At 69.5% G+C, this 24,886-nt stretch carries 25 protein-coding genes and 1 pseudogene; 13 read left to right on the top strand and 13 right to left on the bottom strand.

Features of this window, described 5'->3' with window-relative positions:
• The first annotated feature begins 43 nt into the window (after window positions 1-43).
• From ACT4MF_RS02905 to ACT4MF_RS02890, 4 genes and pseudogenes are all read left to right on the top strand, one after another.
• Window positions 44-679: a PH domain-containing protein gene (locus ACT4MF_RS02905; RefSeq protein WP_444681687.1), complete on the top strand. Its 636-nt coding sequence runs from the start codon at window positions 44-46 to the stop codon at window positions 677-679.
• Between the two features lie 4 nt (window positions 680-683).
• Complete coding sequence (locus ACT4MF_RS02900; protein ID WP_444681686.1) at window positions 684-1,355, top strand: PH domain-containing protein; 672 nt, start codon at window positions 684-686, stop codon at window positions 1,353-1,355.
• A gap of 190 nt (window positions 1,356-1,545) precedes the next feature.
• Window positions 1,546-1,905: a hypothetical protein gene (locus ACT4MF_RS02895; protein WP_099256462.1), complete on the top strand. Its 360-nt coding sequence runs from the start codon at window positions 1,546-1,548 to the stop codon at window positions 1,903-1,905.
• 3 nt (window positions 1,906-1,908) lie between these two features.
• Window positions 1,909-2,240, top strand: a pseudogene (locus tag ACT4MF_RS02890) (hypothetical protein).
• A 243-nt stretch (window positions 2,241-2,483) separates the two neighbouring features.
• On the opposite strand, the gene ACT4MF_RS02885 reads toward ACT4MF_RS02890, so the two are convergent.
• Entirely contained in the window at window positions 2,484-4,169 is a 1,686-nt protein-coding gene (locus ACT4MF_RS02885; protein ID WP_444681685.1) for a Na+/H+ antiporter NhaC family protein, read from the bottom strand.
• 242 nt (window positions 4,170-4,411) lie between these two features.
• Between ACT4MF_RS02885 and asd the strand changes: the two genes are divergently transcribed.
• From asd to ACT4MF_RS02870, 3 genes are all read left to right on the top strand, one after another.
• Entirely contained in the window at window positions 4,412-5,458 is a 1,047-nt protein-coding gene (gene asd / locus ACT4MF_RS02880) for an aspartate-semialdehyde dehydrogenase (RefSeq protein WP_099256460.1), read from the top strand.
• Window positions 5,459-5,528: 70 nt separating this feature from the next.
• Window positions 5,529-5,735 (top strand): hypothetical protein, encoded by a 207-nt coding sequence (locus tag ACT4MF_RS02875; RefSeq protein ID WP_099256459.1) that lies wholly within the window; start codon window positions 5,529-5,531, stop codon window positions 5,733-5,735.
• Window positions 5,736-5,807: 72 nt separating this feature from the next.
• The gene (locus ACT4MF_RS02870; RefSeq protein WP_444681684.1) at window positions 5,808-6,434 is read left to right on the top strand and encodes a class I SAM-dependent methyltransferase; all 627 of its coding nucleotides are present in this window, start codon (window positions 5,808-5,810) and stop codon (window positions 6,432-6,434) included.
• Window positions 6,435-6,456: 22 nt separating this feature from the next.
• Here ACT4MF_RS02870 and ACT4MF_RS02865 read toward each other — a convergent pair whose 3' ends face one another.
• Complete coding sequence (locus ACT4MF_RS02865) at window positions 6,457-8,439, bottom strand: 3-hydroxyacyl-CoA dehydrogenase/enoyl-CoA hydratase family protein (RefSeq protein WP_099256457.1); 1,983 nt, start codon at window positions 8,437-8,439, stop codon at window positions 6,457-6,459.
• A gap of 126 nt (window positions 8,440-8,565) precedes the next feature.
• Between ACT4MF_RS02865 and ACT4MF_RS02860 the strand changes: the two genes are divergently transcribed.
• A complete protein-coding gene (locus ACT4MF_RS02860) occupies window positions 8,566-9,162 on the top strand; it encodes a DNA-3-methyladenine glycosylase family protein (protein ID WP_099256456.1) in 597 nt (198 codons plus the stop codon).
• Window positions 9,163-9,177: 15 nt separating this feature from the next.
• On the opposite strand, the gene ACT4MF_RS02855 is transcribed toward ACT4MF_RS02860, so the two are convergent.
• The 7 genes from ACT4MF_RS02855 to ACT4MF_RS02825 form a co-directional block, all read right to left on the bottom strand.
• On the bottom strand, window positions 9,178-9,534 hold the full coding sequence (locus ACT4MF_RS02855) for a nuclear transport factor 2 family protein (protein WP_444681683.1): 357 nt from the start codon (window positions 9,532-9,534) through the stop codon (window positions 9,178-9,180).
• Window positions 9,531-10,736: a potassium channel family protein gene (locus ACT4MF_RS02850; RefSeq protein ID WP_099256454.1), complete on the bottom strand. Its 1,206-nt coding sequence runs from the start codon at window positions 10,734-10,736 to the stop codon at window positions 9,531-9,533. The genes ACT4MF_RS02855 and ACT4MF_RS02850 overlap by 4 nt, the downstream gene beginning before the upstream one ends.
• Before the next feature lie 68 nt (window positions 10,737-10,804).
• Window positions 10,805-11,338, bottom strand: coding sequence for a double winged helix-containing putative transcriptional regulator (locus ACT4MF_RS02845; RefSeq protein ID WP_444681682.1), 534 nt, complete (start codon window positions 11,336-11,338; stop codon window positions 10,805-10,807).
• A gap of 12 nt (window positions 11,339-11,350) precedes the next feature.
• A complete protein-coding gene (gene mch, locus ACT4MF_RS02840; RefSeq protein ID WP_099256452.1) occupies window positions 11,351-12,289 on the bottom strand; it encodes a methenyltetrahydromethanopterin cyclohydrolase in 939 nt (312 codons plus the stop codon).
• Between the two features lie 35 nt (window positions 12,290-12,324).
• Window positions 12,325-12,669, bottom strand: coding sequence for a hypothetical protein (locus ACT4MF_RS02835; RefSeq protein WP_099256451.1), 345 nt, complete (start codon window positions 12,667-12,669; stop codon window positions 12,325-12,327).
• A gap of 54 nt (window positions 12,670-12,723) precedes the next feature.
• Window positions 12,724-13,245 carry a DUF7969 family protein gene (locus ACT4MF_RS02830; protein ID WP_099256450.1) on the bottom strand — a complete coding sequence of 174 codons (522 nt, stop codon included), beginning with the start codon at window positions 13,243-13,245 and terminating at the stop codon, window positions 12,724-12,726.
• A 78-nt stretch (window positions 13,246-13,323) separates the two neighbouring features.
• Window positions 13,324-13,875, bottom strand: coding sequence for a hypothetical protein (locus tag ACT4MF_RS02825; RefSeq protein ID WP_099256449.1), 552 nt, complete (start codon window positions 13,873-13,875; stop codon window positions 13,324-13,326).
• 111 nt (window positions 13,876-13,986) lie between these two features.
• Here ACT4MF_RS02825 and ACT4MF_RS02820 point away from each other — a divergent pair, with 111 nt between their 5' ends.
• Complete coding sequence (locus ACT4MF_RS02820; RefSeq protein WP_444681681.1) at window positions 13,987-16,683, top strand: AAA domain-containing protein; 2,697 nt, start codon at window positions 13,987-13,989, stop codon at window positions 16,681-16,683.
• 12 nt (window positions 16,684-16,695) lie between these two features.
• Here ACT4MF_RS02820 and ACT4MF_RS02815 read toward each other — a convergent pair whose 3' ends face one another.
• Window positions 16,696-17,412 carry a DUF47 domain-containing protein gene (locus ACT4MF_RS02815; protein ID WP_444681680.1) on the bottom strand — a complete coding sequence of 239 codons (717 nt, stop codon included), beginning with the start codon at window positions 17,410-17,412 and terminating at the stop codon, window positions 16,696-16,698.
• Window positions 17,413-17,517: 105 nt separating this feature from the next.
• Window positions 17,518-18,561 (bottom strand): phosphoribosylaminoimidazolesuccinocarboxamide synthase, encoded by a 1,044-nt coding sequence (locus tag ACT4MF_RS02810; protein WP_444681679.1) that lies wholly within the window; start codon window positions 18,559-18,561, stop codon window positions 17,518-17,520.
• Window positions 18,562-18,756: 195 nt separating this feature from the next.
• On the opposite strand from ACT4MF_RS02810, the gene ACT4MF_RS02805 reads away from it, so the two are divergent.
• Entirely contained in the window at window positions 18,757-19,347 is a 591-nt protein-coding gene (locus ACT4MF_RS02805) for a tRNA (cytidine(56)-2'-O)-methyltransferase (protein ID WP_099256446.1), read from the top strand.
• Between the two features lie 7 nt (window positions 19,348-19,354).
• Here the strand turns inward: ACT4MF_RS02805 and ACT4MF_RS02800 are convergent, their stop codons facing one another.
• Window positions 19,355-20,869: an ATPase domain-containing protein gene (locus ACT4MF_RS02800; protein ID WP_444681678.1), complete on the bottom strand. Its 1,515-nt coding sequence runs from the start codon at window positions 20,867-20,869 to the stop codon at window positions 19,355-19,357.
• 89 nt (window positions 20,870-20,958) lie between these two features.
• On the opposite strand from ACT4MF_RS02800, the gene ACT4MF_RS02795 reads away from it, so the two are divergent.
• Complete coding sequence (locus ACT4MF_RS02795; RefSeq protein WP_444681677.1) at window positions 20,959-22,443, top strand: PAS domain-containing protein; 1,485 nt, start codon at window positions 20,959-20,961, stop codon at window positions 22,441-22,443.
• Between the two features lie 23 nt (window positions 22,444-22,466).
• Here the strand turns inward: ACT4MF_RS02795 and ACT4MF_RS02790 are convergent, their stop codons facing one another.
• Window positions 22,467-23,528, bottom strand: coding sequence for a hypothetical protein (locus ACT4MF_RS02790; protein ID WP_444681676.1), 1,062 nt, complete (start codon window positions 23,526-23,528; stop codon window positions 22,467-22,469).
• Between the two features lie 138 nt (window positions 23,529-23,666).
• On the opposite strand from ACT4MF_RS02790, the gene ACT4MF_RS02785 reads away from it, so the two are divergent.
• Together ACT4MF_RS02785 and ACT4MF_RS02780 are read left to right on the top strand one after the other, a co-directional pair.
• Window positions 23,667-24,191, top strand: a complete 525-nt coding sequence (locus ACT4MF_RS02785) for a transcription factor (RefSeq protein WP_095637752.1) — start codon at window positions 23,667-23,669, stop codon at window positions 24,189-24,191.
• A complete protein-coding gene (locus ACT4MF_RS02780; RefSeq protein WP_444681675.1) occupies window positions 24,191-24,886 on the top strand; it encodes a DUF2110 family protein in 696 nt (231 codons plus the stop codon). Before ACT4MF_RS02785 ends, ACT4MF_RS02780 begins: the two co-directional genes overlap by 1 nt.

Below are 24,886 nucleotides of genomic sequence, written 5' to 3'. Positions count from 1 at the left end.
TGATAGCCCTAATTTATATTTAGATCGATATTAATCGTGACATATGGTACCGTCACACGATTGGCTCTCGCTCGATGAGGGGGAGGACGTCGTCTGGAGTGGACAGCCGCGGCTGCGACGGATCGTCTCGAACGTCGTGACGTTCGTCGTCTGGTCGCTGGCGGCGTTCGCGGCGGCGTTCGTTCTCACCGCCGTGCTGAACGTCGATCTTCCCGTCCCGGATCGGGCGGTGTGGGCCGTCGCCGCCCTCTGGGCGCTGCTTCAAGCCGTCAGTCCCGTCCGGGCGTACCTGCGAACGAAGAACACCGACTACCTCCTCACCGACGAGAACGTGTATAAGAAGACCGGCGTCTGGTCGGAGAACGTCACCCGAATCGGCGTCGGCGACGTCCAGAACACGCAGTTGAAAAAGAGCTTCTTCGGGAACGTCTTCGACTACGGGACGATCCTCCTCAGCACGGCCGGCGGGAGCGGCGTCGAGATGTCGATCGAGGATCTCGACGACCCCGACGAACTCCGCACCGAACTCCGGTCGAGGATCTCCCGGACCAGCGACGGGAGCCGGGATGGACCCGGAGAGGGACACGGCGGCCTCGATCCCGAAACGGTCGGAACTCTCGTCGACGAGGCGACGGAACTGCGCAAAACCGCGGAAACCATCGAGCGACGCCTCCAATAGACCCATGGCAGACCCGACTACCCAATCCGACGCCCCCGCATCGACGCCGACCGACCAGCCGGTCCCCGAGTGGCTCTCGCTCGAGGAGGACGAGGAGATTCAGTGGATAGGCGAACCCGTTCCGGTCAGCATCGTCGGGACGGCCGTCTGGGGAGTGGTTCTCACAGTCGTCCTCATCGGCTTTCTCATCCTGCTCATGCTGCCGTTCTCGTGGCTCTCGCTGAAGAACACCGACTACGTGGTGACCAACAAGTCCCTGTACGTCAAGAAGGGAATTTTGGGAACGAACATCGAGAGCGTCGGCCTCGACAAGATTCAGAACACCGAGTACAGCCAGTCCTTCTGGGGGAAGCAGTTCGGCTTCGGCAGTATCGATATCAGCACCGCCGGAAGTTCCGGCGCCGAGATCAGTTTCCAGAACGTCGAGGACGCCCGCGGCGTCCGAGAGACTATCTCCGGGATGGTTAGCGAATACGGCGCGGAACACCGGCGGTCGAGTCCGACGGGCGACGAGACGACGGACCCGGCCGTCGCCGATACGGCCGACCGGATGGAGGAACTGGTGGAGGAGCTTCGCGGCACGCGGCGAGCCATGGAGCGGATAGAGCAGCACCTGAGCGAGGAAGGAGAAACGTCGGTCGACGACGCCCCTTCCGCCGAAGACGCCGGGGACTGAGCCTCCCGGCCGCGTTTCGGTGTGTCGGGGGCCTGTCAGGGGCCCGGGAGCGGCCGCTCGCGGATCGCGGAAATGTCGTCCGCGACACTACCGGGCGAGAATCTACTTGTGGGCGTGGTGAAAATGAACCGAAGATCAGCGACTTCGGCACAGCAGTACATTCATTACTTCAGCACACTAAGTACAGGATATGCCCGTTCGTATCGAGGAATTCGAAACAGGCGACCTACCAGACGGCCCGAGCGTCCCCGAGCAGATACTCGTCCACCTGTATGCGAATCAAGACAAAGCGTTCACCCGGTCGGAAATTGCGACCGGAATCGATGAAGACCCGAACACAGTCGGAACCGCTCTCTCCCGGTTGAAGCAGCGAGATCTCGTCAGACACAAAGGAGAATACTGGGCGATAACCGAGGATCTGAATCGTGTACAGGATGCGTACGATCTCCATACAATAACGGAACAATTCGACGACGAGGACGGGGGCATCAATCCGGACGAATGGGACGCCGTCGCTCCGGACGAACCACACCCGAGTGAACGGGATTAATAAATGCAACCGGAGCGAGGAGATGTCGTTCGGAGTTCCGATCCGTTCAAACTGGGCGAAGAGCGCCAGCGTCCGTGGTTGATCGTCAACAATGACTCCCACCCGTTCGGCGACGAGCAGTTCCTCGCGGTTGCCATCTCGACCAAGGAGTACGAAGACTCTCTCTCTCGTTGGAGTCCGACGTGTGGGAAGTCGGCAGTGTTCCGCGCGAGTCGTTCGTCTCTCCGTGGGCAGTCCACTCACCGCGAAGCGAAGACCTGGTAGCGTGGCAGGGCCGTGTTACTGACGAATTCGTCGATGCCGTCGTTGACGAGATCGAGACGTATCTCCGGTAGATACGGAGTGTCGCCCGCAACACTAACGACCGGTCTCATCTCCGGCGGCGTGCCGCGTCGACCGGGAAACCCTCGTGGCGGGCGGTCGCCTGCGCGGCGACGGGCGGGTCGCGTCAGCGACCGTATGTGACGCGCCTGGGTTCTCCGCGCGGTCATCGCTCCCATCGGGGAGTACTCGGGCGGGGACTGAGGGCGCGCGTCCCCGGATAGCCGCCGACCGTGGTTAAAAGGTCCGTTGCGCGGTCACTCCTCCTGTTCGGCCCCGCCGACGACCGGCCCGTCGCCGTCGTCCGCCTGCGGCTCCGAGACCGACACGGGATCGATCCCCCGCCGAGCGGCGTCGAACTCGGAGAGGAGGTAAACGAGCGCGACGAGTAGCAGGACGCCGATCGGGAGCAGCACGAACGGCGAGATCCCGAAGAATCCCCACACGAGCAGCAGCGCCACCGAGACCATCGCCACGGTGACCGCGTAGTAGATCTGGGTGCGGACGTGGTCGATGAGGTCCGCGCCCGTGAAGGTCGCTGACAGCACCGTCGTGTCAGAGATGGGTGAGCTGTGGTCGCCGAAGATCGCCCCCGAGAAGATGACGCCGACCATGACCGCGACGAGGGTGTGTCCCTCCGCGCCGCCCCCGGTGATCTCCCAGGCGATGGGGACGGCGATGGGCGTCATGATCCCCATCGTCCCCCAGGAGGTTCCCGTCGAGAAGGCGATGAAGCCGGCGACGATCAGCACGAGCGCGGGGAGGACGGGCTGCGGGACCGTTCCCACCGTCGCCTCGGCGACGTACTGCCCCGTCTCCAGCGCGGAGATGACCTCGCCGATCCCCCACGCGAGCACGAGGATGGACACCGCGGTGAGCATGATCCCGAAGCCGTCGACCGCGTACTCCGTCGCCTCGCCGAACCCGAAGATCCGGTAGGCCCTCCCGAGCACGAACCCGGACAGCACCATCCCGAACGCGCCGATCATCAGCGCGGTCGCGAAGTCGGCCCCGATGACCGCGCTCCACAGGCGGTCGCCCGCGCTCCCGAACTCGGCCGCGAGCAGGTCGGACAGAAAGCCGGTCGGCGCGAACCCGCCCGACCAGAACGCGGTCGCGACCGTGACGACGATCAGGACGGCGACCGGCGCGAAGAAGTTGATCAGCCGCGTCGTCGACGCCGGCGGCTCGCCCAGCTCGCCGGCCACGTCCTGCATCGGCACCGCCTCGTCGCGGGTGACCTTCCCGCTCGTCCACGACCGGTGTTCGGCCGTCAGCATCTCCCCGTAGTCGCGGCCCCACAGCACCACGATGGCGACCATCGCGACGGCGAGGATCGCGTACATGTTGAACGGGATCGAGGCGAGGAACACCTCGAAGGTGCTGGGTCGGTTCGCCTCGGCGACGCCCGCCTCCGCGTACCCCTCGTCGATCAGCGACAGCTGGAACGCGACCCACGAGGAGATGCCCAGCGTGGCGACGGGCGCGGCGGTGGAGTCGACGATGTACGAGAGCTTCTCGCGGGAGATGCGGAGCTGATCGGAGACGTCCTTCATCGCCGAGCCGGCGATGGCCGTGTTGGCGTAGTCGTCGAAGAAGAGGACCAGCCCGAGGACCCACGCCGCCAGCCCCGCCTTGCGCTGGGTGTCGAGGCGTTCGATCGCCCAGTCGCGGACGGCGTAGGTCCCCCCGAGGTTCCACACCATCGCCACGCCGGAGCCGAGCAGCAGCGTGAACACGAGAATCGTCGCCTGGAACCCGTCGTCGGCGATGATCGCCGCGACGATCCAGTCGAAGGTCTGGACGATTCCGAGACCGCCCGTGTAGATAACGGCTCCCGACCAGATTCCGAGGAACAGCGACAGGATCGCCTTGCGAGTGGCGACCGCCAGCGCGATGGCGAGCAGCGGCGGCAGGATCGAGAGCGCTCCAAACTCTGACATGGCGCGAAGATACCGTACACCCGTATTTAAAACGTGTTAACCAGCGGAGTCGGCCGCTCGCGGCCGACCGGAGCGCGGTGGCCGGCGACTGAACGGCGCCCATCGGTGGCGGTTCGTCGGGGACCCGGCGCCGTCGGCGACGGGTCGCGATCGAGTCGACAGGGAGGTGCTGTCGTTACCCCGCCCGGCGGAATCGGCGCGTATCCGAACGCACTTACGTCCCTGTGACCGACCCACGTGCAATGTCTGTACGAGTCGGCATCCTCGGTGCCACCGGCGCCGTGGGTCAGCGGTTCATCCAGTTGCTCGACGACCACCCGACCTTCGACCTCGCCGCGGTCACCGCCAGCGCGGACAGCGCGGGCAAGACCTACCGCGAGGCCGCCAAGTGGCGCGTCGACACCCCGATCCCGGACGACGTCGCCGAGATGGAGGTCACGGAGACGACGCCCGCTGGCGTCGCGGACGCCGACGTGGACCTGCTCTTCTCGTCGCTCCCCTCCGGCGTCGCGGCCGAGGTCGAGCCGGCGTTCTTGGAGGAGGGATACGTCGTCTCCTCGAACTCCTCGAACGACCGCATGGCGATGGACGTACCCCTCACCATCCCCGAGATCAACCCCGGACACCTCGACCTGATCGAGGTCCAGCGCGACGAGCGCGGCTGGGACGGCGCCCTCGTGAAGAACCCCAACTGCTCGACGATCACGATGGTTCCCACGCTCGCCGCCATCGACCGGTTCGGGCTGGAGAGCGTCCGCGTCTCCACCCTGCAGGCCGTCTCGGGCGCCGGCTACTCCGGCGTCACCTCGATGGAGATCATCGACAACGCCATCCCGCACATCGGCGGCGAGGAGGACAAGATGGAGACGGAGTCGCGCAAGCTCCTCGGCGAGTTCGACGGCGCGCAGGTCCGCCTCCACGGCGCCGACGTGGCGGCCTCCTGTAACCGGATCCCGACGCTCGACGGCCACCTGGAGAACGTCTTCGCCGAGTTCGCCGAGGACCCGTCGCCGGCGGACCTCCGCGAGGCGATGCGGTCGTTCGAGGGCGCCGGCGACCTCCCCAGCTCGCCCGACCAGCTGATCAAGGTGTTCGGCGAGGACGAGCCGGAGCGCCCGCAGCCCCGGCTCGACCGCACCTACGCCGACGGGATGGGGATCGTCGCCGGCGGCGTCCAGACGACCGACGCCGGCGCGAAGTACAACTGCCTCGCGCACAACACGATCCGCGGCGCCGCCGGCGCCTCGCTGCTCAACGGCGAGCTGCTCGTCGAGGAAGGCTACGTCTGAGGCGCGGCCCCGGCCGAGACGGACCGCGACCACCAACCACTTTCTCCTCCGCGTACCGGCTACGGCCGCTGTGTCGGAGACGACCCGATCCCTCCGCAGGGGCGTCGCTCTGCTTCTCGTCCCGCTGTCCGGGGCGACGGCGCTCCCCGAATTCGTCGAGCCCGCGCTGCCCGGGCTCTCTGACCTCCTCGGCAGCGCGCTGTTCGTCGCCGCCGTCTGCTATCTCGCCGGCAGCGTCGGCCGGCAGGTGGCCGCGGCGGCCGACACCGCGCTGTAGCCGGCGGAGCGTCAAAAACCCAGATCGCGACGACCGAAGGCTTCAACAGTCGCGTCCCGGTAGCCGGGAGTCATGGTCGACAAAAACGTCGTCCGTCGCGGGTACGACGAGCTGGCGGAGGCGTACGCCGCGGACCGGAACGAGGACGGGTGCGGGCGCGAGGTCCTCGCGCAGTTCCGCCGAGGGCTCCCCGAGTCGGCGCGCGTCCTCGACGCCGGCTGCGGACAGGGTACGCCGGTCCTCCGGGACCTGAGCGGGTCGACGACCGCGACGGGGGTAGACGTATCGCGCGCGCAGTTGGAGCTGGCCGCGGACCGGGTCCCCGACGCGGCGCTCGCGCAGGGAGATATGGCGGCGCTGCCCTTCGACGACGGCGCGTTCGACGCGGTGACGGCGTACCACTCGCTGATCCACGTGCCGCGCGACCAACACCAAGCGGTCGTCGACGAGTTCGCCCGCGTCCTCGCCGACGGCGGCCAACTGCTCTGCTCCGAGGGACCGGCCGAATGGCGCGGGACGAACCCGGACTGGCTCGACACGGGCGTCGAGATGCAGTGGCACATCGCGGGCGCCGAGGCGACGCGAGACCAGCTTCAGACCGCCGGCTTCGCGATCGAACGGGAGTGGGAAGTCGGCGACTCGCTCGACGAGGGAGAGGACGCCCGGTGGACGTTCTTCACGGCGCGAGTGGAGGGGTAAGGCGGCGGAGAGCGACGGACCCTTACTTGCCTTCGAACTCGGGCTCGCCGTCGCCCATGAACGCCGTGACCCCCTCCATGAGGTCGTCGGTGTTCATCACGTGGCCGAAGCCCATCGCCTCCACCTCGAGGCCGGCCTCGGCGTCGGTGCGGCCGGCGTGCATCGCGCGCTTCGTGTACGTCTGGGCGATCGGCGGGCCGGCGGCGAGCGACTCGACGAGCTCCCACGCGCGCTCGTCGAGCTCGTCGTCCGGGACCACGTCGTTGAGGAAGCCGTACTCCGCCATCGTCTCCGCCTCGTAGCGGTCGGCGGTGAAGATGATCTCCTTGGCGCGCCCTTCGCCGACGATGCGGGCGAGGCGCTGGGTGCCGCCCCACCCCGGGAGCAGCCCGAGGTTGTGCTCCGGCTGGCCGAGCTCCGAGCGCTCGGAGGCGATCCGGAGGTCGGCCGCAGTCGCGAACTCCATCCCGCCGCCGAGACAGTAGCCGTCGATGGCGGCGACCACGGGCTTGTCGGAGTCCTCCAGCTTCCCGAACGTCTGCTGGCCCTGTCGCGAGAGCTCGACCGCGCTGATCGGCTCAGCGCCCCCGGCGGCCATGCTCTGTACGTCGGCGCCCGCGGAGAACGCGCGGTCGCCGGCGCCGGAGAGGAGGATCGCCCGCACCTCGTCGTCGGCATCGAGCCGGTCGATCGCGTCGGCGAGGTCGTCGAGCAGCTCCCCGCTGATCGTGTTCATCCGGTGCGGGCGGTCGATCTCGACGTGCCCGACGCGGTCCTCGACGGTGACGTTGAGCGTGTCGTAGCCGGCGGGCGCGTCGCCGCCCTCGTCGTCGGCGTCGCCTCCGTCGTGGAAGCCGCCCGCCTCGGCGGCCTCGCGGAGGTAGTCGGTCGCCTCGTAGCGCTCCTCACCGGTCTCCTCGTGGAGGTCGTCGAGCACGTCGACGAGGTCGGCGAGTCCCTCGTTGTCGGCGAGCTTCGCGGGGCCGTCCGGGAAGCCGGCGCCGAGCATCACCGCGCGGTCGATCGCGGGCGCGTCGGCCACGTCGTTCCCGACGAGCCCGGCGACCTCGTTGGCCATCACGGCGAGCAGGCGCCTGCGAACGTCGGCGTCGATCGCGTCCGACGGGATCTCCGCGCCGCCGTTCTCGTAGTCGTAGAACCCCGACCCGGTCTTCTTCCCGAGCTCCTCGGCCTCGACCTTCTCGACCAGCAGCGGGCAGGGTCGGTACGCCTCGCCGAGCACCTCGTGCATGTACTCCAAGACGTGGTACCCCACGTCGATGCCGACCTGGTCGGCCAGCTCGAACGACCCCATCGGGAGCCCCATGTCGAACTTCGTCGTGGAGTCGACCGCCTCCATCGTCGCGTCGCCGGACTCGACGATCCACGCGGCCTCGTTCATTAGGGGGACCAGGATCCGGTTGACGATGAAGCCGGGACTGTCCTTCCGGACGCGGACGGGGGTCTTCCCCATCGACTCCGCGAGCCCCTCGATCAGTTCGAGGGTGTCCTCGGAGGTGTGTTTCCCGGAGATGACCTCGACGAGGTCCATCCGCACCGGCGGGTTGAAGAAGTGCATCCCGCAGAAGCGCTCGGGCCGGTCGGTGACCTCAGAGAGCTCCGTGATCGAGAGGCTGGAGGTGTTGGTGACGAAGACGGCCTCCTCGGGCGCGTACTCGACGACCTCGTCGTACACGTCCTTCTTGATCGGCATCTTCTCGGGGACGACCTCGATCACCACGTCGGCGTCCGCGAGCGACGCTTCGAGGTCGACGAAGGCCTCCACGCGGTCGAGCGCGGCCTCGGCCTCGTCGTCGCCGATCCGGTCCTTCTCGGCGAGCTTGTCGAGCGACCACTCGATCTGGTCGTAGCCGTCCTGTACGAACTCCTCTTCGATGTCCCGCAGCGCCACGTCGTAGCCGGCGAGCGCGGCCACCTCCGCGATGCCGTGCCCCATGTTTCCGGCGCCGAGAACCGTTACGCGCTGGACGTCTTCGAGCTGCATACCGTCACGGTCGGAACGATAATGGTTGAACGTTTCCATCTTCCAAACGGAAAACGTACTGTAAGTTTATCCCCGTGCGCCTCCCGGGAGAAACTGACTCCCGTCTCCGGGCCCGACTACCCCCGCATGAACGAGCGAGTCGCGGCGACCCTGCGCGAGGACCCGACGATGGCGCGGCTGATCGACCGGCACGGCCCGCTGCGGGTCGAGCCCGCCGGCGACGAGTTCGCGCGCCTCTGTACCTCGATCGTGAACCAGCAGCTCTCGACCGCCTCCGCGTCGGCCATCCACGAGCGGTTCCTCGACGCCCTCGGCGGCGACCCGACTCCGGAGGAGGTGCTCGCGGCCGACGAGGGCCGGCTCCGCGAGACCGGGCTCAGCGGCACGAAAGTCGAGTACCTGCGCGAGGTCGCCGCGGCCTTCCGCGACGGGGACCGCGATCTCACGCGGGAGGGGCTCGCCGACGCGAGCGACGAGGAGGTCGTCGCCGCGCTCACCGAGATCCACGGGGTCGGCGAGTGGACCGCGCGGATGTACCTCATCTTCGCCCTGGGCCGCGAGGACGTGCTCCCGCTCGGCGACCTCGCGGTGCGGAAGGGGATCGAACAGGTGTACAACGACGGCGGGGAGCTGACCCGCGCGGAGATGCGCGAGATCGGGGCCGCGTGGCGACCCTACCGCAGCTACGGGACGCGGTACGTCTGGGCCGAGTACGAGTCGTAGCCGGTCTGGCGCGTGCTACTCCCCGTCCGCCCCGGCGTACGTCTCCAGCGCCGCGAGCCGCCCCGCTTCGACCGAGAACACGTCCACGAACGCGAACACCTCGTCGCCGTCGGCGTCGAGCAGCCGACCCCGGACGGCGACGCCGGGGCCGGCGGGGTACACCGCGTCGACCGCGTGCGACGTGTCGGTCATCGGGCGCTCGTCGCGCATGAACGCGACGAACCGGTCGCGCCCCTCGAAGGTGCGGTCGGGGCGCCGCTGGACGAAGCCTGGGGCGAGCAGGCCGGCGAGGCGGTCGTACTCGCCGGCGTCGAGCGCGTCGTAGTACGCGCGGACGAGCCGAGCCGGGTCGTCGGTCTCGGGCCCCGTCACGCCGCGAGCGCCTCGAACTCCTCGGCCGAGGTCCGGGTCCCCTTCGCGAGCACCGCGTCGCCGGCCCGGAGCGTGGTGTCGATGTCGTGGCCGATGAGCCACCCCTCGTCGGGGCGCCGGATCGCGATGACGCTCGTCGAGATGTCCGTCGCGGGGATCCCCTCCTCCACGGCGGTGCCGTCGAGGGCGCTCCCCCCGCCGATCACGGTCCGGGTGATGATCTCGTCGGACTGCTGGACCGCCATCTCCACGACCGGGTGGACACCGATGTCGCGCATGACGCCCTCGGTGATCTCCAAGGCGGCGTCGGATATCTCCTCGGTCGCGACGCCGAGGTGGATCAGCCCGCGCAGCGAGACGGGGTCGTCGGCCTCGCGGGCGGCCCGCAGCGTCCACGCCTCGAACCGCGACTGGAGCGCGTCGACCTCGATCTCGAGGTTCGACACCTCCTCCGCGAGCGCCTCGTTGTCGAAGAGGACGGAGCCGTACGCCAGATCGACCGCCAGCTCGGAGAGGTTCTTCATCAGTACGATGGAGTCGACCGCGCGCTCCAGGTCGTCGATGGCGGGCTCCGGGGGCTCGCTCGGGTCGAACGGGTCGCCGGTCAGCGTCGGGTGCACGTCGGCGACGCCCGTCTCGGGGCCGCGGAGGAGCGTCACGTCGCCGGCCTCGATCCGCGTGGTCGGGCCGGGGTTCAGGATCCAGTCGTCGTCGCGCCGGATCGCGATGACGCGCACGCCGGTCACCGACTCCAGGTCGATGTCCTTCAGCGTCCGTCCCGCGTACGCCGAGTCGGGCGAGACGGTGGCGCGGACCAGCGTCTCGACGCCCTCGGTGAGCGCGCCGCGCATCGCCTCGGGGAGGCCGATCTCCTCGGTGACGATCTTGGCGATGTCGCCGGCGGCGTCGGAGATCTTGTCGGCCGCGCCGACCACGCCGAGCACCGGCGCGAGGGTCTCGGCCTCGTCCGGGCTCCGCGCCGCGAGCATGAGGCTCATGCGCGCGCGCATCTGGAGCACGTCCATCCGGTGTTCGAGCTCGACGACCTCGTGGGCGATCGTCGGGCTCCCGTGGAGGACCGCGGAGTACGACAGGTCGATCAACAGCTCGGCGGTGTCTTTCATCTCCACGAGCAGGTCCTTCACGCTCGTCGGCTCGTACCGGACCCGCAACGGCCCGTCCCGCCCGTCGAATCGTCCCATGGGGGTACCTCTCCGGCTCCGAGTAAAAGACTTGTTACGCTTCGCGTCAGCGCCGGAAACCCGTCGATTCAGGCGGCGTCGCCCGCGACGTAGGCGACCGACTCCGGCTCCGAATTCCCGCTGCTCCCCGGCTCGATCGCCTCGGCGAGGTCGACGAGGGCGAGCCACCGGAGGAGCCTGTCCGCCCGATCCCGCCACGTCGCCTCCCAGTTCGGGTCGCGGGCGCGGTCGTGGCGGGGCACCGACTCCCGGGTCGCCGCGAACAGGTCCGCGGGGGTGAGGGGCTCCTCGGGCGAGGCATCTCTGAGGGCGGCGAGCGCCTCGGGAACGAGAAGCACCCCTTCGCGGAGCCCCTCCCGAACGCGTTCGGGCGTCGGCTCCGCGTCGGCCCTGACGAACCCGCGGGGCGTCTCCCGAGCCAGCCCGAGCGCGCGCAGGAACGCCAGCCAGTCGTTCGCGGTCTGCCGGTCGGGGAGCCCCCGCCGCTCGCGGAGTCGGGCGCAGCAGTCGTCGGTGCTCCCCGGGACGAGCGGCACCGCCCGCTGGAGCGCGCGGAGCTCGTCGAGGGAGTCGGGGGGGTCGGGGACGGGTTTGAGACGCATCGCCGGGCCGTCTCAGCGGTAGCCGAACGACTCCGCCAGCAGCTCCTCGTCCGTCTCGCCGACCGTGTAGACGGGGCCGTCGACGACGTCGACGGTGACCGTCGCGGGGGCGAAGACGCGTTCGTCGACCTCGTAGAAGTCCCAGCCGGCGTCCTCGAACACCTCGACGAAGGGCGTCCCGTACTCCTCGCGGGCGGTCGAGACGATCTGGTCGAAGCGGTCGTCGTCGCGCGCGACCTGCAGGTGGACCTCCCCGCCGTACGCGAGGGCGTCGTTCGTCCGCCCCATCGCCAGATCCTCGTCGCGGGTGGCCGGGGCCATCGGCGCCGAGCCGGAGGCGTGGAGCACGTCGGTCGGCTCGTAGCCGAGCTCCAGCAGGCGGAAGACCGCGAGCTCCGCGGCGCGGGCCGCGGTGGCGACCGAGCCCGCGGTCGAGCCGGTCGCGTACGCCGGCAGGAACACGCCCTCGGCGTCGACCTCGGCGAGGTCGGCGACGTGCTCGGCGACCTCCTCGGTCGGGAGCGTCGTCGACTCGACGGCGAGCGTGGCGAACTCGGAGGAGTCGTAGTAGCCGACCCGCTCGAACTCGGCCTCCTGTCCGACGAGCGCTCGGGCCGGCCCCGAGCCGAGCCCCTCGAAGCCGGAGTCGAACTCGAGCTCCCAGCCCGCCTTCTGCGAGCAGAGCAGCGCGATCGCCGGGTGGTCGGTCGACAGTTCGACGTACTGGCGCGGCGCGCCCGCGACCTCGCCCATGCGGGTGCGGAGGTTCGCGAGGCCGGCGGTCTGAATCTCGGCGAGCAGCAGTCCCGCCTCGACGCCGCCCGCCGCGTCGACGCCGAAGTCGACGACGGTGGCGCCGTTGTCCAGCTCGTAGCCGACGACGTCGAGCTCGCCGGCGAAGTCGAGCGCCTCGTCGACGAGCTCGATCGCGGTCCGGTTGATGCTTTCCATGCCCGGTCCTTCTCGCTCCCGCAGTAAGTGGTTTGTCAGTCGTCCGCGTCGGCGTCGACGGCGTCGTCGCCGACCGGTTCGACGTGGAAGAGATACCCCTCGTACGCGGCCTCCACGTTCGCCGGCGACTCGTCGGCGGTGTGGTCCGCACAGAGGAACGCGGTCGCCTCCACGGCGCCCGCGCCGGTCTCCTCCTGATACCGCTCGGTGACCGAGAACGCCACCGGCTCGGAACAGCCCCGACGGTGGCATTCGGTCGGCGGGTCTGCGACCGGCTCCGGCTCGTCGCCGCGCTCTCTGGCCTCCGAGATATCTCGTCGAATTCGTCGGCGCTCCTCGTCCCGCGCCTGTTTGTCGCGTCCCGATTTGGTGTCCGCCATACCCCTCCGTCACGCCTCAGCGACATAATGCTACGGTCGCGGAGGGCGGTGGCCTTACCAGAAGCCGCCGTCCGAGCCGTCGGGCCCGGACGGCCCGCTCGGTCCGCGCGGCCCGCTCGGGCGCGGATCGGGGTCGATCTCCACCAACTCCGACTCGGATCGCGGCTCGACCTCGCGGCCCGCCTCGTAGCGCACGAACGAGAGGTAGAAGGGCTCGCCGCAGCCGACGCCGTCAGGGTTCGGCTCCCGGTACGGCTCGTCGCCGCCGACATCGCCGCCGCGCACCCCGTCGAGCGGGTCCCAGTCGACGCCGTCGCTCTCGCCGCAGACGAACCGGACGCCGTCGGCGTCACTCGCATCGTCGTCGCGTTCGTCGTCGCTCCCCGCGTCCCCCGCGGCGTCGGTGTCGCTCCCCGCGTCGCCCTCACCGTCACCGTCGAACGGGGCCGTCGGGTCGACGTACGACCACCCCTCGAGGGGGTACGGCGTCACCGACTTGTCCGCGAGGTACCCCTCGCGCGCAAGTTCGACGAGCGTCCCGCAGTGCGGACAGTAGTACGTGACCGGGTAGCTCATGCGGATCGTACGGTCGTCACTTATAAATGGCCGTCGGCGGACGAGTCCCCGATTTCGAGCCGGCGTTGTACGCCCGGATCAGTGGAACCCGCGGTCCACGTCGTCCTCGTCGATCAGGTCCTCGAGCTCGGACGAGAGGAGCTCCTCGGCCTCCTCGAAGGTGTCAGAGAGGTCGTCGAGCTCGTCGGGGCGGCCGTCGAACTCGTAGTCCATCGGGCCGAACGCCGGCGAGTCGACCGCCTCCATCACGTCTTCGAAGAGGTGATCGGGGCTCGTGGGCGCCTCCGCGTGGACCTTCAGCGTCTCGCGCAGCCGGGTCGCCACGTCCTCCGCCTGCGCCTCGTCCTCGGGCGGCGACTGCACCGCGAACCGCCCGGGCGACTCGTCGTTCGGGAGCAGGGGGTCGAGCTCGTCGTCGACCCGGCGGGCGACGCGGGTTCCCACGCCGCGGAGGTCGCGGGGGTTCTTCGCGTACGTCTTCAGGTGGTAGACGCCGACGCCCGGGTGGCCGAAGTAGAGGTCCTCGCCGAGCCCGCCGCGCCTGGAGCCGGCGACCGCGCGCCAGCCGTCGGGGTCGGTCGAGTCGCTCGCGACCTCGGCGAGGATGTCGTCCCAGTCTCGCACGCGCATGTCGGCGTCTGCTACGCGGCAGCGGCCCATGACGGTGTCGGTCCCGGTCAGCCGGAGCCGAGTCGGTCACCCCACCGACAGCGTTTTTCGAGGGCGTCGCCGATGACGGCCGTGAACGTTCGGGGGCCGATCCTCTCCGTCGGAGAGGCGCGGACGGTGTCGACGTCGTACGGCGACCGCGAGCTCCGCGAGATCCGGATCCGGCCCGACCGCGGTGCGGGCGACGCCGTCGACGTGACGCTGTGGGGGAAGTGGACCGAGACCGCCGAGCACGCCGAAGCCGGGATGGAACTGCTCGTCACCGACGCCGAGGAGGACGAGTTCGGCGGCGAGACGGGGTACGCCACCACCGGCGACTCGTGGGTCGTGCTCGAGCCCGACTTCCTCGTCGACGTGACCGGGATCCGGTCGTGGGTGCAGTGCCCGCGGATGTACTACCTGAACAAGCTCTCCGGGATCCCGCTGAACTACCCCGTCGTCAAGGGGACCGTCGTCCACGAGGTGTTCGGCGACCTGCTCCGCGGGATGGAGCTGGAGGCGTCCGTCGCCGACCGCGTCGACGAGGCGGGGCTCGAACTCGGGCTGTTGGGGTACGAGCCCGAGGAGGTCGCCGACGAGGTGCGCCGGAACGCCGCCGCGATCGAGGGGTGGCTCTCGCAGGGGACGCTGACCGACGAGGACACGTGGCGGTCGGAGTTCACCCTCATCTCGCCGACGTTCGGCCTGAAGGGACGCGCCGACGCGCTCCGTCGCGGGACCCCCGTCGAGCTGAAGACCGGGAAGAACACCAAGCGGGAGCCGCGCTTCCACGACAAGATTCAGGCGGCGTGTTACGCACTGATGCTCGAGGAGCGCGGCGTCGACCCGGACATCGGCACGCTGCTGTACACGAAGAACACCGCGCTCGACCGCAACGAGGCGACCGGCGATCTGGCGCCCGCCAAGGAGTTCTCGGTGGGCCGCGGCCTGCTGGAGTTCGTCGTCCGCGAGCGCAACGCCCTCGCGGCGATGGAGTGGCGGGCGCTCGGCGACCCCGGCGAGCGCCCCACCGTCCCGACGGGGTACGAGGCCGACGCCAACTGTGAGTACTGCTTCGAGCAGGACACCTGCATGGTCGTCTCCGGGCGGCTCGGTCAGGAGTCGAAGGCGGGATCGGTCGGGAGCCCGGTCCCCGACGAGGAGCGCGACTACTTCGACCGCTTTTACGTCGCCCTCGAAGAGGAGCGCCGCGAGACCCACGCCGAGTACCGCAAGCTGTGGGAGCAGACCCCCGAGGAGCGCGCCGCGGACGATCGGGCGCTGATCGACCTCGAACCGGTCTCCCAGACGGAGATCGACGACGCCCGGTGGGAGCTTCGCGCCCGCAAACCGGGCGACGCCGTCTCGAAGCTCCGCGAGGGCGACGTGGCGCTCGCGAGCGACGGCGACCCCGTGACCGGCCACGGCGAACTCGGTCGGATCACCGCGCTCGACGGCGACGAGGTCGTCGTCGAGACCGACGAGCCGGTCGCGCTCCGGCGGCTCGACGTGTACCCCTCCGAGATCTCGGTCGACCGCTCGCTCACCGCGCTCCACGACGCGATCTTAAAAGGGAGCGAGCGGCGCAAGGACGTGCTGTTCGGGCGGCGCGAGCCGGCGTTCCGGGACCCCGACGACCGCCCCGCGGACGCCCCCGACGCCTACATCGACAACAACGACGCGCAGAACGAGGCCGTCGAACTCGCCGTCGACGCCGAGGACTGCGCGCTGATCCACGGTCCGCCGGGCACCGGGAAGACGTACACCATCGCCCGGACGATCCGCGCGCTGGTCGCCGAGGGGAACCGGGTGTTGCTCTCGGCGTTCACCAACCGCGCGGTCGACAACGCCCTCGAGGCGCTCCGCGATCAGGGGTTCGACGACGTGCTCCGAGTCGGGACCGAGACCGGCGTCCGCGGCGACATGCAGGACGTGCGGCTCGTCCAGCGCGGCGACCCCGACGCGAAGGCCGCCGAACTACGCGACGCGCCGGTCGTCGCCGCCACCACCGCCGCCTGCGGCTCCCGCGTCCTCCGCGAGTGCGAGTTCGACGTGGCGCTCGTCGACGAGGCCTCCCAGCTCACGGAGCCGGGGACCCACGCCGCGATCAACCGCGCGGACCGGTTCGTGCTCGTCGGCGACCACGAGCAGCTCCCGCCGGTCGTGCGCGCGGAGAACGACCTCCAGACATCGCTGTTCCAGCGGCTCATCGAGACGTACCCCGACGCGAGCGTCATGCTCGACCGCCAGTACCGGATGAGCCAGCGCATTCAGGCGTTCGCCTCCGCGGAGTTCTACGACGGCGCGCTCCGCCCGGCGACGCCAGAGGTGGCCGGGCAGACCCTCGGCGATCTCGGCGTCGACCTCGACTCCCTCGCGCCCGAACTCGCCGGCGGCGTCGACTTCGTCGATCCCGGCGGGAGCCGCGACGGCAACCGGAACGTCCGGGAGGCGGAGCGCGTCGCGGCGATCGTCGACGCCTACGTCGCCGCCGGCGTCGACCCGGACGACATCGGCGTGATCGCCCCGTTCCGCGCGCAGGTCGCCGAGATCGGCCGGCGCACCGCGGTCACCGTCGACACGGTCGACCGCTTCCAGGGCTCCTCGAAGGAGGTGATCGTCGTCTCGCTGGTCGCGACCGGCGGCCTCGACGGGCCGATATTCGAGGACCACCGGCGCATGAACGTCGCGCTCACGCGGGCGAAAAAGCAGCTGACGCTGGTCGGCGACGCCGACGCGCTCGCCTCGGAGCCCTTCTACGAGCGCCTGCTCGACTGGGCGCGGCGGTGAGCGACCCCCCGGTCAGTTCTCGTCCGTTTCGGGGCTCCGCTCGGCGACGATCCCCGGCTCCTTGCTGGCGATCACGACGATCCGATCGGTGAGGTCCTCGATCGTGTTCGCGAGCTCGTCCAACAGGATCGCGATCTCGCGGTAGACGAGCGGCTGATCGACCGCGTCCTCCGCGAACGCGGACTCGATGGCGGCGTTGCGGAGCTCGTCGCACTCGCTCTCCAGCGCGCGGATCCGGGCTATCCCCTCGGTGAGCGTCGCGGTGGCGTCGCTCCGCGCGAGCCCGCGGACGAACCCCTCGACCACGTCGCCGAGGATCACCGTCATCTCGGCGATACGGGTGGCCATCTCGCGCATGTCCCGGAACGGGGGGACGGCGGCGTCGGGGCGCATCATCGCGATCTCCTGGGCGATCCGCTCGGTGTGGTTCGGAACCACGTCGAGCTCGTTGTAAAAGTCGAGCAGCGCCGACTCGTTGAAGTTGATTCGGGTGTTGAGCAGGCCGATATCGTCGGGGCCGGCGTCGGTGATCGTCCCCCTGATCTCCCGGACCCGGTCGTCGCACTCGCTTTCGAGCGCGGCGATTTCGTCGACCGTCTCGCGGAACTCGTCGTCGCTCGCGTACTCGTCGAGCGCCCGCGGAAGGAGGGCGACGCAGTCGTCGATCTGGTCGAGGTACGCGACCGTCTGGGTTTCGAGCCGTTCCCCGAAGCTTGCGTCGGTGGACATGTGGCGACCCACGCGCGTCGGCGGTAAAGAGTTTCTCTCGCGTTTCGTCGATCGTGAGGGTTCTCCCGGGCGTTCTCCGGGCGATCGGCGACCCTCTCGTCGGGACTACACTCCGTCGGCCGCGTCGAGCGCCGCGTCGATGTCGGGGGCGTCGAACCACTCACGGTCGGTGTACGCGTTCGTGCCGGCCGCGTACAGGTCGGCGACGGCGTCGACGACCGCCGGCGGAAGCGGGTCCGGGTCGGGCTCGCAGAGCTCGCGCCAGTCGTCGATGTCGCGGTCGGCGACCGCCGCTTTCGCCTCTTTCACGGCCTCGACCCACGCGGGGTCGTTGGTCTTGTACCACTGCCGGACGACCTCCTTCGAGATCCCTCGCCCGCCGTAGGAGAAGCGGTTCTCGTCGAAGGTGCCGACCACGTCGGCGACGCGGAGCTCCCCGTCGACGTACAGGCACTCGATCTTCCCGTCCTCGTGGACGAACCCCGCGTCGTCGGCGCGCTCGGTCACGATCCGGTTCACGTCGCGCGCGAGCGATTCGAGGGCGTCGATCTCGGCGACGCCGGCGATCCGGTCGGCCTCGTCTCGGGTGAGGTAGCGGTCCTGCTGCTCGTACTTCGTCGAGAACTCCACGACCGGCTCGGGGAGATCGACCGGCTCGTCGGGCCAGTCGTCGAGCCCGAGCGCCGCGTCGAGCCCGAAGTCGTCGGGATCGGTGCGCCGCCGCAGACTGGACCCCACCGGAACCCGGTTCCGGAAGACGACCTCCAGCGGGACGAGGTAGTTCTCGCCGCCCGCCGCGTGGAAGGCGTCGTAGTCGTACCCCGCGTCGGGCCCCTCGTACGGGAGGTCGGGGACCTGCGTCAGGTCGATCGCCATCTCCGCCGGCGCGGCGGACGCGTCGGGGAGCGAGACGATCTCGCCCGAGTCGGGATCCGCGACGCCGCGGTAGTGCGTCGGGACGCCCGCCGCCTCCAACAGTTCGAAGTTGAACGCGCCCATCGTACAGAGGCTCGCGCCCTTTCGCGGGATCGCGTCCGGCATCTGTCCCCAGTCGAACACCGAGTAGGCGTCGGTGAAGACGAACCGGCCGCGGCCGAGCGAGCCGGCGGTCGCGGGGTCGTCGACGCGGAACTCCTTGACGCTCGTCATACCTCATCCGGCGACCGCCTCCCCCATGAATCTTTCACTTACGTGGTCACCTCGATCGCGTTTCAGCAAAAACGATCCACGGTTGTGTTGTAGAACGTCCGCGAGTACGGTCGCGCTCGTCTCGGGTCGGCGTCGCCTCTCGGGCGCCGCGGTCGCATCGAAAGGACCACGCCGTTCGCGGGCGCACGACCGACCATGAACGATGCGCGCGAGGTCGTCGTCCTCCGGTACGGCCACCGTCCCGGACGCGACGACCGCATGACGACGCACGTCGGGCTCACGGCCCGGGCGCTCGGTGCCGACCGGGTGGTGTTTCCCGACAACGCCGGGCAGTCGGCGGAGACGGTGCGAGACATCACCGACCGGTTCGGCGGCCCGTTCGGGGTCGAACTGCGCGACGACCAGACGGCGATCGTTCGGAACTGGGAGGGGACGGTCGCGCACCTCACGATGTACGGCGAGCGCGTCCAGGACGTGGAGGGGGACGTTCGCGAGGCCGTCGCCGGCGGCGGCGACCTCCTCGTCGTGGTGGGCGGCGAGAAGGTGCCGTGGGAGCTGTACGAGCGCGCCGACTTCAACGTGGGCGTGACGAATCAGCCGCACTCCGAGGTCGCCGGGCTCGCGGTCTTCCTCGACCGGCTGTTCGAGGGCGCGGAGCTCGACCGCGAGTGGGAGGACGCCGACCGTCGGGTGATGCCGGAAGCGACCGGGAAGACGGTGGTCGACGCCGGAGACGACGGCTCGGAACCCGGGGACGGCGGTCCGACGACCGCGGACCGCGACTAACCGCCTCTCACTCGTCGGCGTCGCGCCGCCTCGACCGCCGCCCCGGTTCCCGCTCCGGCTCCCGCTCCGGCTCTCGATCGACGATCTCCGGCGTGCCGCTCAGGATACCGCGGAGCCGCGACATCGGCTCGCCGACGGTGATCCCGTGTTTCGTGATTCGGAACTCGCGGATCGTCCGCTCGAAGTCGCTCGTTCGCTTTTTCAACACCCCGATCGCCTTGCGGAGCTCGCCGCCGACCTCGAGGTGCCGGAGGAAGACGATGTTGTCGGCGAGGTAGCTGATGTTCTCCATCGTCGCGTGGAACTCCCCCGTCACGTTCCGCGTCTCGTCGACGAAGATGCCGGTGACGCCCGCGTTCTTGAGGTACCGACCGAGCGCGTGCATCTGCTGGAGCATCTGCTCCTCATCGCCGCGCAGCGTCAACCGGTACCCGGAGATGCCGTCGATCATGACGATGTCGGCCCCCTCCTCCTCGACCTCGTCGCGGACCATGCGGGCGAACTCCTGTGGCGACCGCTCTAACGCCTCCACCTCCGTCACCTGAAGCGTTCCCTTCGCCAGCATCTCGTCGACGGGGATGTTGACCGCCCGCGACCGGGCGAGGAACGTCTCCCTGTTCTCCTCGAACAGGTAGATGACCGAGCGCTCTCCCCGCCCCGCGGCCTCCTTCATGAACTGCGTGCTGAGGGTCGTCTTTCCGACCCCGGTCGGTCCGCTCACGATGGTGACGGTGCCGCGTTCGATCCCGCCGTGAAGCAGCTCGTCGACCTCCGGGATCCCCGACGATATCTGCTCGAACTCGAGGGTCCCGTCCCGCGTCCCGGGCTGGAGCGCGGGGTACACCTCGATCCCCGCGTCCGTGATCCGGTAGGCGTGGTCGCCGCTCTGCGTCGACGACCCGCGGAACTTCGGAACGCGGACCGTCTTGCCGTACTCCGCCGCGTCGAGCTGGATCGTCCCGTCGGTGATGAACTCGAGGTCGTCCGTCGGCAGCGACGCGGTGTTCTGGACGGTGAACAGCACCGTCACCTCCTGGTCTTTCAGGAACCGCATGAACCCGACCACCTGCTTTCGGAACTGGTAGTCGTCGGACAACAGGAAGCGGAGCTGCGTCAACGGGTCGACGACGACGCGGTCGGGATCGACCGCGGTCACGCCGTCGACGATCTTCTCGGTCAGCGGCTCCCGCTCGACCTCGGCGGCCTCGAACACCTCGTACGAGTCGTCGTCGACGAACACGTCCACGCTCGGACTCAGGTCCAGGAACTCGATCGCGTCGGTGTCGAAGCCGAGCGCCGCGGCGTTCTCCTTCAGGTCGCGGATGTCCTCTTCGAGGTTGATGAAGAGCGCCGTCTCCCCCTCGTCGATCCCCTGCTGAAGGTAGTGAAAGCCCAACATCGTCTTTCCGCTCCCGGCCTGCCCGCGGACCATGTAGCTCCGCTCCGGAACGAGGCCCCCCGACAGCACCTCGTCGAGCCCCGCGATACCGGTCGAGGCGCGCTCGGCGAGTGGCGTTGACATACGGCCCACTCCGGACGGAGGGTAGTTAATGGGTAGGAAGGCGTTCAATGGATACCTCTTAGTGGTCGCGTGGCGTCCCTCTAAGAGACATGCCCCCTGGCCCTGTGGGGACCGCCACCGGCGCCCCCTCCGGCGAACCGCTGGAACCGGACGAGGAGGTCCGGATCCTGCTGTTCATGCAACCGGGGCGCGACCGCGACCTGGTGGCCGATGCGCTCGGCGAACGCTATCAGATCGAGACGGGGGTCGAGCCGTCGGCGGTCGAGTCGGCGTTCGACTGCTGTATCTTCGACACCGAGACGTTCGTGCGGGTCGCCGAAGCGATCGAAGCGCGACGAGAGCGCGCGTCGCCCGCGTTTCTTCCGTTCGTGCTCTTGGCGAGCGGCGACACCGCCCGGGAAACGACGGAGGCCGCGTGGGACCGCGTCGACGACATCATCGAGCTCCCGGTGCGCAGGCGGGCGCTCCGAACCCGGATCGGGAATCTCATCGAGCGACGGTACACGACCCTCCAACTCGCCAACCGCGAACAGCGGCTGTCGGCCGCCATCGAGGAGCTCCGGAAGAAGGAGCAGGCGATGGACGAGGCGCCCATGGGCATTACCCTCGCGAATCCGGGGGAGGAGAACAACCCGCTGACCTACGTCAACGAGGAGTTTGAGCGGCTCACCGGCTACGGCCCGGAGATGCTCGGGAAGGACTGCCGATTCCTGCAGGGCGAGGAGACGAGCCCCGCGACGACGGCGGCGATCCACGAGGCGATCGACGACGAGCGCCCGATCTCCACCGACATCCTGAACTACCGCGCGAACGGCCAGAAGTTCTGGAACCGGCTCATCGTCGCGCCGATCCACGACGAGGACGGTGACGTGACCCGGTTCGTCGGCTTCCAAATGGACATCACGGACCGGAAGATCCGGGAGCGACGGCTGGAGGTGATGAGCCGGGTGCTCAACCACAACCTCCGGAACAAGATGAACCTCATCGAGGGGTACACGGATCTGTTGCGGGGCGACCCCGACGAGGAACAGCGACAGAAGTCGCTCGAGGTGATCAGGGAGACGACCGACGACCTGATGGGGATCGCGGAGGCGGTGCGGAAGATCGAACACACGTTCTCGGGATCCGAACTGGGCGAGGCGGAGGTCGATCTGCGCGACCGGTTCTCCGAGCTACTCAGCCAGATGGCCGACCAGTACCCGGACGCGACGTTCGAGCTCTCGCTCCCCGACGACGACTCCCTCTCCGTGAGCGTGGTGGGGCTCCAGACGGCCATCGAGGAGGCCGTGGAGAACGCGGTCAAGCACAACGACGGCCCGAACCCGACCGTCTGGATACGCGTCGAGCGCCGCGACGAGGAGTGGATCGAGATCGAGATCGAAGACGACGGACCGGGCATCCCGGAACACGAGACGCACGTCCTCGACCGGGGCGAGACCTCGCTGAAGCACGCGGACCGGCTCGGGATCTGGCTGATGTACTGGGTCGTGAACAAGGCGGGCGGGGAGTTCTGGGTGGAGTCGTCCGAGGGGAACGGAACGCTTCTCCGGATGACCGTCCCGGCGCATCCCTGACCGTGCGCGTCGCCGACCCCGGGCTACAGCGTCCGTTTCGACCGGAGCCGCGCGAGACGCACCCGCGCCTCCTGCCGGCTCGTTCCCCGCACGCGGCCCGTCTCGGCGTCCGCCATCGAGACGAGGGAGAGGCGATCGAGGAGCGGCGGCCAGTCGGCGGCGCCGGCGGCGTCGCTGGCGAACGCGACCGCGTTGCCGAGCCCGTCGCGCTGGGGCGCCCCGGCCCGCGCGACCGCGCCGTCGGCGTCCCGGCGCCCGCCCGCGACGTAGAGGCGGTCGCCGACGGCGGCCGGAATCCACGCCGGCAGGAGGAGGATCCAGAGCGCGACCCCCGCGATCGCGTACGCCCACGACGGGATCCGCTCTCGCTCCGGCTCGTACCCGTGGATCCGGTTGACCCGGCGGTCCGCCGCGGTCCGTTCGCCGCGCCGCCCGACGAGCAGGGTCGCGAGGAGGGCCATCGTCTCGACGGCTCCGAGCGCCGGGAGCAGCGCGGTCGCGACGAGCGCCTCTCGGGTCCGGAGTCGGACGAGCGCGTGGCGGAGGGCGGCGTCGCGGTCGGCTTTCGGCAGCGAGAGCAGCCGCGTCGAGACGACGAGCCGCGCCCCGCGATACCCGTCGGCGACGGCGACGTTGGCGGCGTCGGCGCGGACGACCGTCACGTCGGGGGCGTCGACGCCCACCTCGCCTGCCAGGGTCGCGACGCGGTCTGCGACGAAGTCGGCGGGGCGGTCGTCGAGCTCGGACTCGGGGAGCCGCGCGATCCGGCGGTCCACGACGATCGGACCGCAGAGCTCGGAGCCCCCGAGGCCGACGACGACGGCGGCGAGGAGCCCCCCGACCGCCCCCGGACCCGCGACGTTGAGCCCGGCGGGCCCGAGGAGGGCGGCGACGGGAACCAGCGGGACCGCGGCGAGAAGGACGGGAACCGAGAGGAGCGCGAGCGCGCCGACGGCCCGACGGATCCGCGTTTTCGGCGGCCGGGAGCCGGTCTCGTCCGGGGCGTTCGGGGCGGCCGGCTCGTCGGATCCCGACGACCCCGCCGGTGAGTCGGACTCGTCCCCCGTATCACCGGTCGCTGTCATACGACCGTGTCGTGTCACACGCGGGGTAAAGCTTTGCCGGAGGCGATAGCGCAATCCGGTTTCCACGGAGGCGATCGCGGACCCCGGTGACCGCACCTTTCGGAGCTTTTAACCCGGTTCCTCCATCAGATCCACGTAATGGCTTTTGAGGATCTACTGAACGACCCCGTCATCCAGAAGTACCTCCACGAGCTGGTGGGGCCGACGGGGATGCCGGTCGCGGCCGCGCCGCCCGACGGCGAGGTCACCGACGAGGAGCTGGCGGAGGAGCTCGGACTGGAGCTCAACGACGTCCGACGCGCGCTGTTCATCCTGTACGAGAACGACCTCGCCACCTACCGCCGGGTGCGCGACGAGGACTCGGGGTGGCTCACGTACCTCTGGACGTTCCACTACGACAACATCCCGGAGAACCTCGAGGAGGAGATGTACCGCCTGCTCGACGCCTTAGAGGAGCGCGAGGAGTACGAGCGCACCCACGAGTTCTACCTCTGTGAGGTGTGTTCGATCCGCTTCGAGTTCGGCGAGGCGATGGACTTCGGCTTCGAGTGTCCGGAGTGCGGCTCCCCGCTGGAGTCGATGGACAACGACCGGCTCCGCGAGGCGATGGGTCAGCGCGTCGAGGAGCTTCGTGACGAACTCAACGCGGACGTGACGGGCTGATGGTCGTCCTCGCAACAAAGTGCTACGTCGAGGGCGACGCCCGCGACCGAGCGCTCGACGGCATGCACTCGCTGGTCGCCAACGACATCGGCGAGCTCGACGTCGACTGGCACGTCGGCGTCCGCGACGACGACTTCGTGCAGGCGGACGTGAGCGGCGAGGACGCCGCGGTCGCCCGAAACGTCCTCGCGGAGACGTGGGGCGAGATCGTCGCCCACGACGAGGGACTGACGGCCGGTGAGGAGTACGTCGGCACCCTCGAATCGTGGGACGACGACGGGTTCGTCGTCGACGCCGGCGTCGACGTACGGATCCCCGCCGACGAGATCGGTCTCGGGCGGGGGTCGCCCGAACAGGTCGTCGAACGCTTCGGGCTGGTCCAACACCTCCCCGTGCGGTTCGTCTACGGCGGCGACGTTGGCGACCCCGACTCCGAGCCGAGTCGGCTGGCCGACGCCGAGCGCGACCGCCTGTACGACTGGCAGCGCGGCGACGGCCGCCTCAACGTCAACTCGGCGACGCGGGGCGAGGTCCGCGCGACCGTGAACCGCGCGGGCCACGCGCAGGACATCGTCACGGTCGAGCGGCTGGGGCTCTTGGAGCAGAGCGTCGTCTGCACCGAGAACACCGACCCGCCGGGGCTGTTGGCCGCGATCGGCTCGTACCTCCCGGCCGAGATGCGCTGCGTCGTCTGA

Source organism: Halorubrum sp. FL23, assembly GCF_052439115.2.
In the GTDB taxonomy this organism is placed as follows: domain Archaea; phylum Halobacteriota; class Halobacteria; order Halobacteriales; family Haloferacaceae; genus Halorubrum; species Halorubrum persicum.
Note: the sequence above shows the minus strand (reverse complement) of the source record. Positions and strands in the feature narration are given on the sequence as shown.

Excerpts from the sequence above, each read along its gene's own strand:
- ACT4MF_RS02800 (WP_444681678.1), bottom strand. The coding sequence starts at position 20,869 with ATGTCAACGCCACTCGCCGAGCGCGCCTCGACCGGTATCGCGGGGCTC.
- ACT4MF_RS02795 (WP_444681677.1), top strand. The coding sequence starts at position 20,959 with ATGCCCCCTGGCCCTGTGGGGACCGCCACCGGCGCCCCCTCCGGCGAA.
- ACT4MF_RS02845 (WP_444681682.1), bottom strand. The coding sequence starts at position 11,338 with ATGCGTCTCAAACCCGTCCCCGACCCCCCCGACTCCCTCGACGAGCTC.
- ACT4MF_RS02815 (WP_444681680.1), bottom strand. The coding sequence starts at position 17,412 with ATGTCCACCGACGCAAGCTTCGGGGAACGGCTCGAAACCCAGACGGTC.
- ACT4MF_RS02885 (WP_444681685.1), bottom strand. The coding sequence starts at position 4,169 with ATGTCAGAGTTTGGAGCGCTCTCGATCCTGCCGCCGCTGCTCGCCATC.
- ACT4MF_RS02790 (WP_444681676.1), bottom strand. The coding sequence starts at position 23,528 with ATGACAGCGACCGGTGATACGGGGGACGAGTCCGACTCACCGGCGGGG.
- ACT4MF_RS02825 (WP_099256449.1), bottom strand. The coding sequence starts at position 13,875 with ATGCGCGTGCGAGACTGGGACGACATCCTCGCCGAGGTCGCGAGCGAC.
- ACT4MF_RS02805 (WP_099256446.1), top strand. The coding sequence starts at position 18,757 with ATGAACGATGCGCGCGAGGTCGTCGTCCTCCGGTACGGCCACCGTCCC.
- ACT4MF_RS02785 (WP_095637752.1), top strand. The coding sequence starts at position 23,667 with ATGGCTTTTGAGGATCTACTGAACGACCCCGTCATCCAGAAGTACCTC.
- ACT4MF_RS02870 (WP_444681684.1), top strand. The coding sequence starts at position 5,808 with ATGGTCGACAAAAACGTCGTCCGTCGCGGGTACGACGAGCTGGCGGAG.
- ACT4MF_RS02865 (WP_099256457.1), bottom strand. The coding sequence starts at position 8,439 with ATGCAGCTCGAAGACGTCCAGCGCGTAACGGTTCTCGGCGCCGGAAAC.
- ACT4MF_RS02860 (WP_099256456.1), top strand. The coding sequence starts at position 8,566 with ATGAACGAGCGAGTCGCGGCGACCCTGCGCGAGGACCCGACGATGGCG.
- mch (WP_099256452.1), bottom strand. The coding sequence starts at position 12,289 with ATGGAAAGCATCAACCGGACCGCGATCGAGCTCGTCGACGAGGCGCTC.
- asd (WP_099256460.1), top strand. The coding sequence starts at position 4,412 with ATGTCTGTACGAGTCGGCATCCTCGGTGCCACCGGCGCCGTGGGTCAG.
- ACT4MF_RS02905 (WP_444681687.1), top strand. The coding sequence starts at position 44 with ATGGTACCGTCACACGATTGGCTCTCGCTCGATGAGGGGGAGGACGTC.
- ACT4MF_RS02835 (WP_099256451.1), bottom strand. The coding sequence starts at position 12,669 with ATGGCGGACACCAAATCGGGACGCGACAAACAGGCGCGGGACGAGGAG.
- ACT4MF_RS02780 (WP_444681675.1), top strand. The coding sequence starts at position 24,191 with ATGGTCGTCCTCGCAACAAAGTGCTACGTCGAGGGCGACGCCCGCGAC.
- ACT4MF_RS02830 (WP_099256450.1), bottom strand. The coding sequence starts at position 13,245 with ATGAGCTACCCGGTCACGTACTACTGTCCGCACTGCGGGACGCTCGTC.
- ACT4MF_RS02895 (WP_099256462.1), top strand. The coding sequence starts at position 1,546 with ATGCCCGTTCGTATCGAGGAATTCGAAACAGGCGACCTACCAGACGGC.
- ACT4MF_RS02900 (WP_444681686.1), top strand. The coding sequence starts at position 684 with ATGGCAGACCCGACTACCCAATCCGACGCCCCCGCATCGACGCCGACC.
- ACT4MF_RS02810 (WP_444681679.1), bottom strand. The coding sequence starts at position 18,561 with ATGACGAGCGTCAAGGAGTTCCGCGTCGACGACCCCGCGACCGCCGGC.
- ACT4MF_RS02850 (WP_099256454.1), bottom strand. The coding sequence starts at position 10,736 with ATGGGACGATTCGACGGGCGGGACGGGCCGTTGCGGGTCCGGTACGAG.